This window comes from Halorubrum salinum, assembly GCF_024494575.1.
In the GTDB taxonomy this organism is placed as follows: Archaea; Halobacteriota; Halobacteria; order Halobacteriales; family Haloferacaceae; genus Halorubrum; species Halorubrum salinum.
In genome coordinates this window covers 236,814-251,107 of sequence record NZ_JANHDO010000004.1, presented here as the reverse complement: position 1 = coordinate 251,107, position 14,294 = coordinate 236,814, and the positions used below count along the sequence as shown (strand labels likewise).

Below are 14,294 nucleotides of genomic sequence, written 5' to 3'. Positions count from 1 at the left end.
ATACGCTACCGTTGGACCGGCGGCGGCTTAAACGGCGTGGCGGCGGAACCGTCGCGTTCGCGTCAGACCCACTCGACGCCCGTGACGGTTATCCGCGCGCCGCCGTCGGTCCCGCTCGCGACGTCGGCCTCCCAGCCGTGCGCCTCGGCGATCTGCGCCACGATCGGGATCCCGAACCCCGTGCCGTCTTCCTCCGTCGAGAACCCCATCTCGAACACGTCGTCGCGGACGTCCTCCGGGATCCCCGGCCCGTCGTCTTCGACGTAAAACCCGGCTCGCGCGTCGCCGTCGGAGCCCGCCGCGCCGTCGCCGCTCTCGCCGATCTCACCGACGGTCACCGTCACGTCGTCCCCGCCGTGTTCGACCGCGTTCCGCGCGAGGTTCTCGACGAGCTGGACGAGCCGGCCGGGATCCGCGTCGACGACCCGATCGGTCTCGACCGTCACCGTCGCGCCCCCGGTGGCGACGTTCCGCCACGCTCGGCTGACGACCGTCGGCAGCGACACCGGCTCCGTCTCGGTTATCCGCTCGCCGCTCTGTGCGAGCGTCAGGAGGTCGTCGATGAGCGACGCCATGTGCTCGTGGGCGGCGGCGGCCCGGTCGAGGTGCTCGCTTTCGACCTCCTCGCGGGCCAGTTCCACCCGGCCCGACGCCACGTTCAGGGGGTTCCGGAGGTCGTGTGAGACGATGCTCGTGAACCGTTCGAGCTCCCTGTTTCGCCGCTCTAGCTCCTCTTCGTACCGCTTCCGCTCGGTGATGTCGAAGATGAACCCTTCGAGCACCGGCTCGTCGTCGTCCTCCGGCGTGACGAGCTGCCCCCGCTCCCACATCCACCTGACCGAGCCGTCCTTCGTGCGGATGCGGTAGGTGACCTCGAACTCGCTTCCGGAATCCATCGCCGCCTGTACCTCCTCCCACATCTCCTCGGCGTCGTCGGGATGGAGGACGTCCTCTCCCCAGACGACCTCGTCGCTCGCGAGCTCCGCCGTGGTGTAGCCGGTGACGGACCGACTGTCGCCCTTCACGATCTCCATCGGCCACTCCGGCTCGTTCCGGCAGCGGTAGACGAACCCCGGGAGGTTGCTGATCAGCGTCTCCAGCCTCCGGGCGTGGTCGGCGTGGCGCTCCGCGGTATCGGGCTCGCCGTCGGGATCCTCGGTCCGTTCGGCCGCCGACCGGACCGCCTCCGCGAGCGCGTCGGCGGCGTGACCCGCCTCGGCGTGGTCTCCCGCGCCGTCGCCAGTCCCGGCGGCGCGCGCTCGCGGGACGTACTCCGCGACGCCGGCGGAGACCGCCTCGCTGGCGACCCGCTCGGACCCGTCGGCCGTATAGAGGACGACCGGCACGTCCGGGACGGCCTCGCGCACGCGTTCGAGGAACTCGATCCCGTCCCACTCGGGCGGGCGGTGGTCGGAGACGATACAGTCGATCGACGCCGAGCGGGCTCGTTCGAGTCCGGCCGACGTCGTCGTCACGGTTTCGACGCGCACGTCGCAGTCCCGGTCTCCGAGGTCACGCAGGGCGCGGCCGACGACTGATGGGTCGCCTCCCGCTGCGAGGACGCCAATCTCATCCGCGACGGCGTCGGACATACTCGCCCATTCTCGATGGGTGTGCTAATAGTTAGGGGTCCGACACGCACTGCGGGCCTCGGGGAGGACGACACGCTCACGAATCGTGCCGGATCTCCGCGCGTTCCGCACGCTTTTCCCGTCTCGGCCGACTACGGTGGGTAACATGACCGATTCGCCCGCGGCCGGTCGCGGCTCCCTCCCGCCCGACCCGGCCGACCTGTCCGTCACCATCGTCGACGGGTACGTCGACGAGCCGGCGCACTTCGGCGTGCCGCCGTACATCTCGACGTACCCGCGGTACACGGCCGGCGCGCTCGTCGACGCCGGCGTGCCCGCCTCGCAGATCACCTACCACACGATCGACGAGCTCCGTGACGACCGGAGCAAACACGCCGACGTCGCGAACGCGGATCTCTTCGTCTACGTCGGCGGGATGACGGTGCCCGGCAAGTACGTCGGCGGCACCCCGGCCGAGCCCGACGAGGTGCGGGAGCTCGGCTGGACCGCGGAGGGCGTCACCCTGCTCGGCGGGCCCGTCCGGTTCGGCGTCGGCGAGGAGAACGCCGGCGCGACCGAGACCGAGCGCGACGACCTCGACTACGACTTCGTCGCGATGGGCGACGTGGAGGCGGCCGCGTACGACCTCGTCCGCGAGGGGTTGGAAGGGTACGGCAACCGGATGCGAGGAAACGAGGAGGTCGACCGCTGGGCCCGCAAGGGGGCGTTCGTCGTCGAGCAGCACCCCAACCACCCCGACTACCTCATCTGCGAGATGGAGACCTCGCGCGGCTGCGCCTATCGGTGTTCGTTCTGCACGGAGCCGCTGTACGGGAACCCGGCGTTCCGCGACGCCCGCTCCGTCGTGAGCGAGGTCGACGCGCTCTCCGAGAGGGGCGTCAGGCACTTCCGGCTCGGGCGACAGGCCGACATCCTCGCGTTCGGCGGGGACGGCGAGGCGCCGAACCCGGACGCCCTGCGGGAGCTGTACGGCGGCATCCGCGAGGTCGCGCCCGACCTCCGGACGCTCCACCTCGACAACATGAACCCGGTGACGATCACGGAGTATCCCGAGGCCTCCCGCGAGGCGATCCGGGTCATCGCCGAACACAACACCCCCGGCGACACGGCGGCGTTCGGGCTGGAGTCCGCGGACCCGGTCGTCCAGGAGCAGAACAACCTGCTCGTCACCGCCGACGAGTGTCTTGAGGCGGTCCGCGTCGTCAACGAGGAGGGCGGCTGGCGGCCGGGGGACGCGCCCGAGTCGACGCCGGGCGACCCTGACCGCCTCGTCGGTCCCTCCACGGGGCCGGACGCCTCGCCGCGGCTGCCGAAGCTCCTGCCCGGGATCAACCTCGTCCACGGGCTCGCGGGCGAGCGACCCGAGACGTACGAGCACAACAAGCGGTTCCTCCAGCGCGTCTACGACGAGGGGCTCATGCTGCGCCGGATCAACGTCCGGCAGGTGATGGCGTTCGCGGGCACCGAGATGGCCGAGACGGGAGCCGAGATCGCACAGGAACACAAAGACCAGTTCCAGTCGTACAAACGGGAGGTGCGCGAGACGATAGACAACCCGATGCTCGACCGGGTCGTCCCGCCCGGAACCGTCCTGCCGGACGTCCACTTGGAGTACCATCAGGACGGGAAGACGTTCGGCCGCCAGCTCGGCACCTACGCGCTGCTCGTCGCCGTCCCCGGTGAGCGCGAGCTGGGGACCGCGATCGACGTGGCGATCACGGACCACGGCTACCGGTCCGTCACGGGCGTCCCCTACCCGCTCGACGTCAACGCCGCGTCGATGGACGAGCTGACCGCGATCCCCGGGATCAACCGGAACACCGCGGGCGACGTCGTCGTCGGCCGCCCGTACGCCTCGATCGACGAGGTCGACGCCGGCGTCGCAGACCTCTCGCGGTTCGCCGTCGTCGACGACGTCGACGTCCCGATCCCCGGCCGCGAGCGGACGGGGTCCGGTCCGGGTCCGGCCGCGCGGTCGCTTCTCGACCGGCGAGACTCCTCTTCGGTCGGCCGCGGCGACTGACGATGACGGGGAACGAGGGGCCGACGCCGTCGGAGCCCTCGATAACCCGCGTCGAGGTGCCGGTCGACACCCGCGCGCCCGGCGGGACGACGAACGCGTACCTCGTCGACGGCGTCCTCGTCGACCCCGCGGCCCGCACGGACGCGCTGGACGCGGGTGTCGGCGTCGGCGACGCCGTCGGTGGCGGTGGCGCGGACGGACGCGGCGACGCAGGCGGTACCGGTGTCGAGGGTCGCGACGCGGAGACGACGCACGCGGTCGACGCGATCGCCGTCACCCACACGCATCCGGACCACGTCGGGGCGGTCGCGGCGTACGCCGAACTGACGGACGCGACCGTCGTGGCCCACGCCGACCACGCGGAGCGCTTCGCGGACGCGACGGGGATAGAGCCGGACGAGACCGTCCGCGACGGCGACCGGATCGACGACACCGCCGTCCGCGCGATCGAGACGCCCGGTCACGCCGCAGATCACCTCGCGTTCGCGGTCGCCAGCAGAAGCGGTGCCGGAACCGGCGACGGGGGTGCCACGGACGATCGCCGCGAGCTGATCTGCGGCGACCTCGCCGTCGCGGAGGGGAGCGTCGTGGTCGGCGCTCCCGACGGCGAGATCGCCCACTACCTCGCGAGCCTCGAACGCGTCCGCGACGGCGGCTACGACCGACTGTGGACGGGTCACGGGCCGCCGATCGACGACCCGGGGGCTACCTGTCAGCGACTGATCGATCACCGGGTGGACCGAGAACGGTCGGTTCTCGCCGCGATCGAGGGAGGCGCACGCGACGTCGACGCCGTCCTCGACGCCGCCTACGACAAGGACCTGTCGGGCGTCGAAGACCTCGCCCGGTCGACCGTCGTCGCGCACCTCGAAAAGCTCCTCGCGGAGAGACGGATCGACGAGGCGTGGGCGGAACGGATCGCCCGCGGCGACGAGCGCTGAGTCGCGCTCAGGGGGTCACTGCTGTGCTTCGAGTTCGCCCGCGACCGCCGACAGCGGCGTCTCCGTCACGTCGACGAACCGGCCGCCGACGTCGGCGACGCCGCCGTCGGTCTCGGGGTCGTCGCCGACGTGGACCAGGGTCTCGGGGGCGACTCCGAGCGCGTCGGCCGCGGCCTCGAACGCCTTCGGGTGGGGCTTCCGCCAGCCGCAGCCGACGCTCGTCGTGACCGCGTCGAACTCGCCGCGGAGCCCGGCGCGGATCAGCGTCTTCGGAACCAGTTCGGGGACGGCGCAGTTCGAGAGCAGGCCGACCGGTCCCTGTTCGCTCACGTCGCGAACGGCGGACCGGGCCCCGTCGCGCCGGGTCACGTCCGGGTCGAACGCCGCGACCACGGCGTGTCGGACGACGTTCCCGCCGGCGTCGACGCCCCGAGATTCGAGTGCGTGTGCGACGTGCGCCGGGAGGGGGACCTCGGCACCGGCCGGTGCGTCCACGTGTCGCTCGCCGTACGCGACGTGCCAGTCGTCGGGCACGTCCACGCCGCGCGACTCCAGCTCGCGCGCGACGACCTCTGCCGGGTCGGACGGGTACGCGACCTCGACGAGCGTCCCGAACAGATCGAAGGTGACTGCCACGATGGACGGTATAGGGGCAAACCGGGATTGAAGCTGTCGGTCGCCGCGCTCGGCTCACCCGCCCCCGGGCCGACGCGAATCGGTCACATCGTCGGGGCGACGTGGATCGCGTAGAACCGGTAGAGGCCGGTGACCCACGCGCAGAGCCAGAGCAGCATGAACCCGGCGACGCCGACGCGGAGCCGAGACCGCCAGTGGCCCATGTCCTCGTGGATCTCGTCGATGTCCACGTCGGGGTTCTCGTAGGCGTCGGCGTTCCGCTTCGCCTGCAGGATGCGGACGATCCCGGTGAGCGCGAACGCGAGCAGCGCGTACGCCTGGAGCCCGAAGAACGCGTGGATCACGGCGAGCCCGGTCAGCCGCTGGAAGAGCCGGGGGATCATCCATCCGACGACCGGAACCGTGGTCAACGCGAGCCCGACGCCGATGTACCGCAGGTGGTGTGTGAGCACGTTCCACGTCACGGTCTCGGCGTCGATCATGATCCACGCCCCGTAGAGGAGAAACGGGAGACTGGCCGTCACGGACAGCCCCGCGCCCGCCGCGACGACCGACGAGTCTACCATCGTGGGTCGGTACGGACTCCGGCGCGTAAAACTCCTCGATCGGCCGGCGAGCTTCCCGACGGCCGCCGGTCGCGCGAGCGCGTCCGACTGCGGTCGACGCCCGGCCGCTCGGCCGCGGACGAAAACAGTTAGCGTCCGGAGCCCGTACCCCGGGACGATGGAGGACACCTCGACGGGATCGGACGCCGCGTCTCGGTCGGATCCGGAGGCGCAGCCGGACCGAGGCCCCCGGCCGGAGGGCGACGCTCGATCGGAGCGCGACCGGGTCCCCGACGAGTCCGCCGGTGACGCCGACGAGTCAGACGAGCTCGACGAGCTCCGCGATCGGGTCGAGTCCGAGTACGACTTCGACGACTTCGGGCCGTCGGACATGGCGCGGATGAGCGCCGAGGAGTGGGACGCCGCCTTCGATCCCGACACGTGGATCACGGGTGACCGGCTCCTCGACCGGGCCGCAGACGAGCTGAAGTCCCGAATCGCTCGACGAGACGTGTTCGGGGTCTTAGAACGCGTTCGCGCCGACGACGGCGAGCGCCTCCTCGTCTACTCCGACGAGGGGTACGCGATCATCCGTCCGACCGGCGAGGTGATAGGGCAGGGGACGGTCCTCAGAGACGTCGAGCCGATCGTCGCGCTCGCCGCGATGGAGTCGTACGAGGTACCGGAGCCGCCGGGCGACTGGTCGCTTCCGCACCCCGACAGCGTTCCGGAGGGGACAGGCGAGTTCGGGAACCTGTTGATACAGGTGATCGCAACCGTGCAGGTCCTCGCCGGCGCGGCGCTGCTCGTCGCCACCGTCGCGACCGACCTCTCCACGATCGTCGCCCCGGCGATGGGAATCTTGTTCCTCGTCGTCGGCGCGTTCCTGTTCGTGATCGTGGCGAACGCGCGGCTCTCCGACCGCTTCCGATCCGAGGAGTATCGCAACCGTCTGCGGGCGCTCCGCGAGGCGAAGGAACGCCCCGACTTCGTGCCGGTCGACGAGGGGGGCGTGATCGAGGACGAACTGGAGGAGTGAACCGGCGATATCGAGTGTTACAGGGCTTGTAAACCCCTCCGCGTCTACGGGTTCAGTCGGTGGGTTTAAGCGCACCCCGTCCTGAGTGAACCTGTATGAAAAGGCGGGAATTCGTGCGGACGGCCGGCGGTGCGACCGCCGCGGTCGCGGCCGGGGCCGGGGCGACCGGATCGGCCGCCGCACAGGAAGTGCAACCGGAGTGGCCGAGCGGGGTCACGAGTGGAAACCTCGGGTCGTACCTCGACGCCCGCGGCCAGAGCGAAGTGACCGTCCAAGTCGGCGCTGGCGACAGCGGCCTCGCGTTCGACCCCACCCAACTGTGGGTCGACACGGGCACGACGATCACGTGGGAGTGGACGGGCAGCGGGGGCGCACACAACGTCCAGACCGTCGAGGGCGGCGGTCCGGCGAGCCTCGACAGCGGCGACCCGGTCGGCGAGGAGGGCTACACCTACGAGTACGAGGTGACCGAAGAGGACGCCGGGATCACCCACTACCACTGCGTTCCGCACACGGCCGTCGGCATGCACGCCGGTATCGCCGTCGGTGAGGACGTCCCGACCGTCGAGACCGGCGGAGGCGGGTCGAACGGATGGCCCGAAGACATCGCGCACGTCGGCGTCGTGCTCCACCCGCACTGGGTCGGCCTCGCAGCGATCCTCGGCGTCGGGCTCACGTTCGTCTTCACGTTCTACCAGCTGAAGTACGGTGAGTCCGCACACACCGGACACGGAGGTGCGAGATGAGTTCCGGTGAATCTTCGTACGGCGACATCCACCGATACGAGCCCGCCAGAGAGAGCACCGCCGCCGCGATCGCGATCGTCTTACTGACGATCATCGAGGTCGTGTTGGTCTCGCTTTTCGTCTACGGGCTCATGTCCGCGTGGGCTTCGACGGAGTTCGGCAACATGTTCGTCGGCGCGCTGCTGGCGATGATCTTCCTCGACCTCGCGTTCGTCCTCATGTTGTACCGCAAGGAGTTCCTCCCCGACGTGATGATCGTGAAGAAGCGCCGCCGCAAGTGGGAGGATCTGTACGTCCGCGAAGAGGAAAAAGACGGCGTGACGATGGACACCGGAAGCGCGGTCGAGACGCTCAAACGCGCCGTGTACCCCTACTACAAGAAGTGATCCCCCAATGAGTCTCAAAAAACAAGACGAGATGGACCACAACGCGTGGCTCAAAAAGCAGGATCTGACGGCCGTCGAGACCGTATTCCTGACCACGCTCATCTGGCTTGACAAGCGGCTTCGCATCGTCGACTACCTCGAGCTGCTGGAGACGATGTACTACCGCGCGAACCTCCAGATGCCGAAGAGCCACACCGAACAGTACGATCTGGACAACAAGTTCTGGTACTGGTACCCGCTCTACTCGCTGGGATCGCTGTCGATCATCGCGTACCTCGTCGCGGCGATCACCGGCGCGCTGTTGGGATTCTACTACTCCCCGTCAACCGCGGGCGCAGCCGCGCAGGGCGACCCGACCGCCGCGTACGACTCGCTCGTACTGATCATGACCGACGTCCAGTTCGGCTTCATGCTCCGGTCGATCCACAAGTGGGCCGCCCAGTTCATGACGGCGGCGGTATTCCTGCACATGCTCCGCGTGTACTTCACCGGGTCGTACAAGGAGCCGCGTGAGGTCAACTGGGTGCTCGGCGTCGTCCTCATCGCGCTGACGCTGTTCTTCGGGTTCTCCGGGTACGTCCTCCCGTGGAAGCAGCTGTCCTTCTGGGCGGCACAGATCGGCGTCGAGATGGCTCTCGCGACGCCTATCATTGGCGAGTGGGCCGCACAGCTCGTCTTCGGTGGGTTCACGCTCGGCCAAGCGACGCTCGTGAGAATGTACATCCTGCACGTCTTCGTGTTGCCGTTCGTGGTGACCGGTCTCATCGCGCTCCACGTCGGCATCGTCTGGGTGCAGGGCATCGCGGAGCCGCACTAATCCAATGACCGACGATCACACTCCCATGACTGACGGAGGCACCGACGGCGAAGCGCGCACCGACGGCGGTCCGCCGGCGACGGTTCCGCCGGACGACGAGACGCCGACCTGGTCCGAGCGCAAGGAGCGCTCGCAGGGGCTCGCACAGCTCACCTACCAGTACTTCGAGCGCTCGCGCCGCGAGGACGAGGACCTCCGCGCCGAGTCGACGTACGTCGAGCGCGACGTGCTCGGCTTCCCGGCGTGGCCACACGAGACGCTCCGGAACCTCGCTATCACGAGCTTCTTCATCGGGATCATCGTGCTCGTCGCGGCCGTGTTGCCGGTCCACTTCGGGTCGCCGGCGAACCCCGGCTCGACGCCCTCGGTCATCCTTCCCGACTGGTACCTCTACTGGTCGTTCGGCCTGCTGAAGCTCAACCCGATAAACCCCGGCCTCGAAGTGCTCGGCGGGAACATTCTCCTCGGTAACGAGTTCCTCGGGATCATCGCGCACGGTATCATCTTCGCGGCCATCACCCTCGTTCCCTTCCTCAACAAGGGGAGCGCGCGGCGGCCCGTCGAGCAGCCGTTCTGGAGCGCCGTCGGCGTCACGGGCGTCGTCCTCTCGTTCACGCTCGCCGCCCTCGCGATCCAGAACTTCTTCCCCATCGGGCTCGACCTGCTTTTCACGCTCACGTTCCTGCTGCCGGCGCTCGGCGGCATCATCACCTACGCGGTGTTGAAGACGATGCGTGAAGGGTACATGTACGACCTGAATCGGCGATACTACATGCTGCGGCCGCCGAAGTAGCGACACCCCACTTCCCGCCGGCCTCACCACCGTTTCATGTCCTCATCTCCATCGGCCGCCGATGACGATCCGCAGGCGTTCGACGAGACGGGCGATCCCGTCGCTGCGGACGACCGAGACGACCCGCGGAACGAACCGACCGGCCCCCGAGAGGGACCCGCCGGCCGCGAGGTCGTCGTTCCATTTCGGCTTTATAAGGCCGTCACGGTGTTCTCGACCCTTGCGGCGGCGCTCGCGTACATCGTCGGATTCACGCTCATCGACGCGGCGACGCTGCAGTTAAGCGTCGTCCGGAACGTGATCATCTACGTGCTCGACAGCGTCGGCGTTCGTCCACCGGACGACGTGCTCGTCGCGGCGCTCGCGCTCGCCGGAATCGGGTTCATCGTCGCCGGAACGGCGGTGTACGTCTTGGGGACGCGCTTCCGCGGACGCGGGATGGGAAAGTCTCAAGACGGCTCCGACGAATCATGAGGTAATGGCAGACGAGTTCATCAAAGGGTTCGCCCTGTTCGCGATCGGGGCGCTCGCCTGGTTCACCTTCGGCGGCTGGTACCGGACACCGTCGTACTACGAGATCGTCCAACTTGTCAACCCGGCAGAGGGCGTCAACACCGCCTACGGGCAGATCGGCCTCCTCGCGGGAGACGTCGCCTTCTGGCTCATGTTCGTGGGTCCGATCGTGTTCTGGGTGCTCATCCCCGCGAGCCGCGAGCTTCGAAAGTCCCTGAACGACGACGGCGACGCCGAAGCCGCGAACTGAGTTTCGTTCCCGCGTCCCGAGCGGACGGCTGTTTTTTGATTTTCGCAGACGCCAGTGGCTGCGCGCGCTCTCAGTCGTGAGCGTGTCCGTGTCTCGTCGCGTGATGTCGTTTATGTGACACCCCGAAGACGTCGAGCGTAAACTGCGGCTACCGAGCGCGACGTGCACAGCGCAGTCGCGACTATCTCCGGTCGTTCGGCGGCAACCACGCGTAGACACCGGTCGCCGTCTCCGGGCGACGTCGGAGCAAGGTGGTGGCGATCACCGTCTTGACGGGAGACCGGACGCCGCGAACGCGGAGGACGGTTTGGTGCACGCGCTCGGGGAGGTGTCCCGTCTGTCGGAGCCCGCGGCCAGCCGGTGGTGTGAGAAAAAGCGCGGAGCGTGTCCGCGAAAACGGGACGGCGGGACGGCGGTTCGTGTCACTGCAGTCGGGCAGCCGACAGCCGCGGCGGTCGGCCGCCGGAGAACGACGCGCGTCGGAGAGGACTGAAACCGCCTACGCGACGATGAACTGGTTCCAGATCCCCTCGACGAGGAAGAACAGCGCGTAGTAGGAGGCGAACACCATGAGCAGGACCGAGGCGGCGATCGCGCTTTTGGGCGCCTCGATCGTCATGTCGTTACGGGCTTCGACGTTGCGTGCCTCCAGTTCGAACAGGTCGGCGATCAACATCGTGATGACGATCACGGAGATGATGACGCCGCTGATCGGCGAGTCGATGGCGAACAGGACGCCCAACAGGAGGAGCCCGACGTTCGTGAACACGTGCGGCGTGTACGGCTCGACGCTGTCGCCGTCCGTTCCCTGGTCGACGTGTCGCCTGTGCGCGAGGTGGCGCGTCACGAGGTTCGCAACGGCCATGGTGAAGATCGCGTACGGCAGCACCGGTCCGACGGCGGACAGCCAGCCGAGGGGAACGAGGAACTGCAGTGGGTCCATACCGACACATCCGGTTACGAGTTATTAGAGTGTTTCCGATCGTCGCGCTCGGAGCCCGGTATCGCCACCACGAGGTCGACCCGATCGACCGCCTCGATCGCGGTCGGTCGGTTCGGCTCGACGAGCTCGCGTTTCGCGCCGTCGACGACCAACGCGACCGGCTCCTCCTCGCGTTTCACCGTCACGGTCAGCTCCGACGCGGCGATCCACGAGTCAGTCTGCGTCCTGAACGGTGCGATCGGCGTCACCGCGAGTCCGCCGCCGGGTTCCACGACCGGTGCGCCGGCGGCGTTCGCGTATCCGGCGCTTCCCAACGGCGTCGCGACCACGACGCCGTCCGCGCGGAACGTCGCGGGCGTTCCGTACGCGAACTCGATCGCGAACTCGGAGATCCGCGCGGGCGAATCGGTGACGAACGCGACGTCGAACACGGCTCGCGGCGACGCAGACGTGCCGTCCACCGCGAGGACGGGGTGTGTCGCGCGACGGACGCCGTCGACCGGCGCGAGCGCAGCGTCGACCGCGTCGTTCGAGTCGGGAGCCGCCGGATCGGCCGTGGCGGGGGCGGCGGCGAACCCACGGCTGAGAACGTCCTTCAGGCGGCCGACGTCGAGCGCGAACCGATCGCGGCCGACCGGAATCACCGTCCCGGTCGGCGCGGCGGCGACGGTGTCCCGGAGCGCCGCGCGGCCGACGGTGACGACGACGGCGGCGTCCGCCGCGTCGCTCGGCGCCTCGGTAGCTGTCGTGGTCGGGGAAGCGTCCCCGACGCGGCCGGCGACGTCGTCGATCGCCCTCCGAATCTCCGCCGTCCGGTCGTCGGGGCCGACGACCGTGACGCGGCGTTCCGACGCGTCCATGCTCGGGGGTGTGACCGGGGCGCGTGAAAACCTCCCGGTTCGCGGTCGGCGGGTCAGAACGGCCAGTCGCCAGTGACCTTCATCCCGGTCGCTTTCCCCTCCGATTCCAGCGCCGCCGCGATCGCCTCCGGATCGCGTCGCTCCGTGGTCACGGCTCCGTCGGCGAGTTCGGTCACGAGTTCGGTCACCACGATCGCCTGTTCGCGGAGGTTCCGCGATTCGAGTTTGTCGAGCGTGTCCGCGCCGGTGTGTCCCCAGCCGCGGCCGCGGTCCGCGGTCTCGCCGGACACCATGTATCCGGGGATCCCGCGCGCGACGAACGGCCAGTGGTCGCTGTGCGGAACGAGTTCCGCGCCGAGCGAGACCGGGTGATCGAAGCGGTCACCCACGCGCTCTGCGGCCGCTTCGAGCGCGTCGAACCCGTGGTGATCGAACCGCAGCGTACGGCCGAACACGTTGCTGTCGACGTTGACGACGGCTTTGACTCGGTCGGCGTCGACGTCGGCAGCGAACCGCGAGGACCCGACCAGCCCGACCTCCTCCGCGCCGAACGCACAGAAGCGGACCCGGGTGTCGAGGTCGTCCTCTCGGGCGGCCAGCGCGCGGGCGACCTCCACGACAGTCGCCGTCCCAGCGCCGTTGTCCATCGCGCCCTCGGCGATGTCGTGGGCGTCGACGTGCGCGGAGACGATCAGGTACTCGTCGGTCGCGGGGCCGACCTCGGCGACGACGGTGCCGCTCTCCGCCTCGGCGGCCGCACAGTCGACGGCGACGGCGAGGTCGTCGCCCTCGCGTCGGCGCGCGAGACGAGCGCCCGTCTCCTTGCTCACCCCGACCGCGGGGATCGCGCCGATCGGCTCGTCGGCGGTCCCGACGCTTCCGGTCGGCGGGAGCGTCCCCTCGACGTGGTTCGCGAAGACGAACGCGGCCGCGCCGGCCTCGACGGCGTGGTAGTACTTCTCGCGCCGGTGGACGAACCGGTCGAGCGAGTCGGGCGTGTCCGAGGAGACCATCACCACCGCCCCGTCGAGGTCGCCCGCGGTCTCGAAGTCCTCCGGTGTCCCGTGTCCGAGGTCGACGAACTCGCCGGACGCCTCGGCGCTTGGGCTCCGCGGGAGCGCGACACACTGGTTCGCGCCGCTCGCGACGGTAGCGGCCTCGTCGCCGTCGGGGGCGTCACCGCCCGCGACGCGTCGGATCGCGCTGTCGCCGCGCGTCCAGCCCTGCACGTCGAACGGCTCGATGCGAGCGTCGCGCGCGCCGACGTCGGCGAGCGCGTCGCGCGTGCGTTCGAGCGCCTCTCGCTCGCCGTCAGAGCCGGCCATTCGGTTCCCGACGTCGACGAGGGATTCGAGGTGGCTCCAGCCGACGTCGCTGGTGAACGTGTCGCCGATCCAGTCGGTCATGCGTGTGGATGCGTCGGCGAGCGCTCAAGGGTTTCGGTGGCGTGCGGTGGTCGGGGCGGTCGGCGTGCGCCGCACCCGGCTACAGCCCCGGGAGAGCCGGGAGGAGCACTGAGGCGGCCGAGGCCGCCTCGAACGTCGAGTCGTACACGTGGTTCAACAGGAGGTACGTGACGACGCCGAGGACGAGAGAGAGCAGCCACGCGCTCGCGGCGATCCGGCCGACGCGTCGGTGCGGCGTCTGGTTGCGAAGCTCGCGCTCGGTGTGCGTGAGTCCGAGCACGAGCGCGTAGAGGACGACGGGTACGGAGACGATAGAGAGCAGGATGTGAACCGCGAGCATGATCAGGTACGCGTAGTACGCCGGATCGGGACCGACGAAGTACTTCGTTCCGCCGCCGGCGACTTTCGGGAGGTACATCCCGAGGAACAGCAGAATGAGCACGAACGACGTCGTCATCGCCGCGGCGTGTTTCTTCACCTCGTCGTTGCGAATCCAGTACCAGCCGAGCGAGAGGGTGACGATGGTGACCGTGTTGACCGCGGCGATGGCGTGCGCGAGGAGATCGACAGTTCCCTTGGTCAGCGTCGGGAACAGCGCCTGAAACTCCGGAACGAGAAACGCTCCACCGACCGCGCCGTAGCCGACGACGGTGAGAAGCAGGGTGATCGCGCCCGCCCGGTCTTTGGCCCGATCGCGGAGGGTCGCGGTGGACATACACGCGATTGGCGCGGGACGGTTAACTCGCTTTCGAGGCCGGTCGGTGTCGACCCGTCGCCGCCGGTCGAAAACGCCTCTCGCGGGTC

Annotated in this window: 16 protein-coding genes; 9 read left to right on the top strand and 7 right to left on the bottom strand. The window is 69.1% G+C overall.

Translation table 11 applies throughout. The features are described 5' to 3' along the window. Positions 1-62: 62 nt before the first annotated feature. Complete coding sequence (locus NO930_RS12065; protein ID WP_256403657.1) at positions 63-1,592, bottom strand: sensor histidine kinase; 1,530 nt, start codon at positions 1,590-1,592, stop codon at positions 63-65. A gap of 145 nt (positions 1,593-1,737) precedes the next feature. Between NO930_RS12065 and NO930_RS12060 the strand changes: the two genes are divergently transcribed. Further along, a complete protein-coding gene (locus NO930_RS12060; RefSeq protein WP_256403656.1) occupies positions 1,738-3,615 on the top strand; it encodes a radical SAM protein in 1,878 nt (625 codons plus the stop codon). A gap of 2 nt (positions 3,616-3,617) precedes the next feature. After that, positions 3,618-4,556 (top strand): MBL fold metallo-hydrolase, encoded by a 939-nt coding sequence (locus tag NO930_RS12055; protein WP_256403655.1) that lies wholly within the window; start codon positions 3,618-3,620, stop codon positions 4,554-4,556. A 15-nt stretch (positions 4,557-4,571) separates the two neighbouring features. On the opposite strand, the gene NO930_RS12050 is transcribed toward NO930_RS12055, so the two are convergent. Beyond that, a complete protein-coding gene (locus tag NO930_RS12050) occupies positions 4,572-5,192 on the bottom strand; it encodes an HAD family hydrolase (protein WP_256403654.1) in 621 nt (206 codons plus the stop codon). Between the two features lie 83 nt (positions 5,193-5,275). Further along, entirely contained in the window at positions 5,276-5,758 is a 483-nt protein-coding gene (locus tag NO930_RS12045) for a DUF7321 family protein (protein WP_137784193.1), read from the bottom strand. Positions 5,759-5,915: 157 nt separating this feature from the next. Here NO930_RS12045 and NO930_RS12040 point away from each other — a divergent pair, with 157 nt between their 5' ends. From NO930_RS12040 to NO930_RS12010, 7 genes are all read left to right on the top strand, one after another. Then, positions 5,916-6,776, top strand: a complete 861-nt coding sequence (locus tag NO930_RS12040) for a DUF7319 domain-containing protein (protein WP_256403653.1) — start codon at positions 5,916-5,918, stop codon at positions 6,774-6,776. Positions 6,777-6,871: 95 nt separating this feature from the next. Then, the gene (locus NO930_RS12035) at positions 6,872-7,522 is read left to right on the top strand and encodes a halocyanin domain-containing protein (protein WP_256403652.1); all 651 of its coding nucleotides are present in this window, start codon (positions 6,872-6,874) and stop codon (positions 7,520-7,522) included. Continuing rightward, positions 7,519-7,908, top strand: coding sequence for a DUF7318 family protein (locus NO930_RS12030; protein ID WP_137783349.1), 390 nt, complete (start codon positions 7,519-7,521; stop codon positions 7,906-7,908). Before NO930_RS12035 ends, NO930_RS12030 begins: the two co-directional genes overlap by 4 nt. A gap of 7 nt (positions 7,909-7,915) precedes the next feature. Next, positions 7,916-8,725 (top strand): cytochrome b, encoded by an 810-nt coding sequence (locus NO930_RS12025; RefSeq protein ID WP_137783350.1) that lies wholly within the window; start codon positions 7,916-7,918, stop codon positions 8,723-8,725. Between the two features lie 4 nt (positions 8,726-8,729). Continuing rightward, positions 8,730-9,518: a cytochrome b family protein gene (locus tag NO930_RS12020; RefSeq protein ID WP_137783351.1), complete on the top strand. Its 789-nt coding sequence runs from the start codon at positions 8,730-8,732 to the stop codon at positions 9,516-9,518. Positions 9,519-9,554: 36 nt separating this feature from the next. Continuing rightward, positions 9,555-9,992: a DUF7315 family membrane protein gene (locus NO930_RS12015; RefSeq protein WP_256403651.1), complete on the top strand. Its 438-nt coding sequence runs from the start codon at positions 9,555-9,557 to the stop codon at positions 9,990-9,992. 4 nt (positions 9,993-9,996) lie between these two features. Further along, a complete protein-coding gene (locus tag NO930_RS12010) occupies positions 9,997-10,281 on the top strand; it encodes a DUF7314 family protein (protein WP_137783353.1) in 285 nt (94 codons plus the stop codon). A 499-nt stretch (positions 10,282-10,780) separates the two neighbouring features. Here the strand turns inward: NO930_RS12010 and NO930_RS12005 are convergent, their stop codons facing one another. The 4 genes from NO930_RS12005 to NO930_RS11990 all read right to left on the bottom strand — a co-directional run bounded on the left by NO930_RS12005 (position 10,781) and on the right by NO930_RS11990 (position 14,205). Next, complete coding sequence (locus tag NO930_RS12005; protein WP_256403650.1) at positions 10,781-11,224, bottom strand: DUF7313 family protein; 444 nt, start codon at positions 11,222-11,224, stop codon at positions 10,781-10,783. Positions 11,225-11,238: 14 nt separating this feature from the next. Further along, a complete protein-coding gene (locus tag NO930_RS12000; RefSeq protein ID WP_256403649.1) occupies positions 11,239-12,084 on the bottom strand; it encodes an NAD(+)/NADH kinase in 846 nt (281 codons plus the stop codon). Positions 12,085-12,137: 53 nt separating this feature from the next. Beyond that, positions 12,138-13,490 (bottom strand): M28 family peptidase, encoded by a 1,353-nt coding sequence (locus NO930_RS11995; RefSeq protein ID WP_256403648.1) that lies wholly within the window; start codon positions 13,488-13,490, stop codon positions 12,138-12,140. A gap of 79 nt (positions 13,491-13,569) precedes the next feature. Continuing rightward, complete coding sequence (locus tag NO930_RS11990) at positions 13,570-14,205, bottom strand: DUF420 domain-containing protein (RefSeq protein WP_137784083.1); 636 nt, start codon at positions 14,203-14,205, stop codon at positions 13,570-13,572. Positions 14,206-14,294 lie beyond the last annotated feature (89 nt).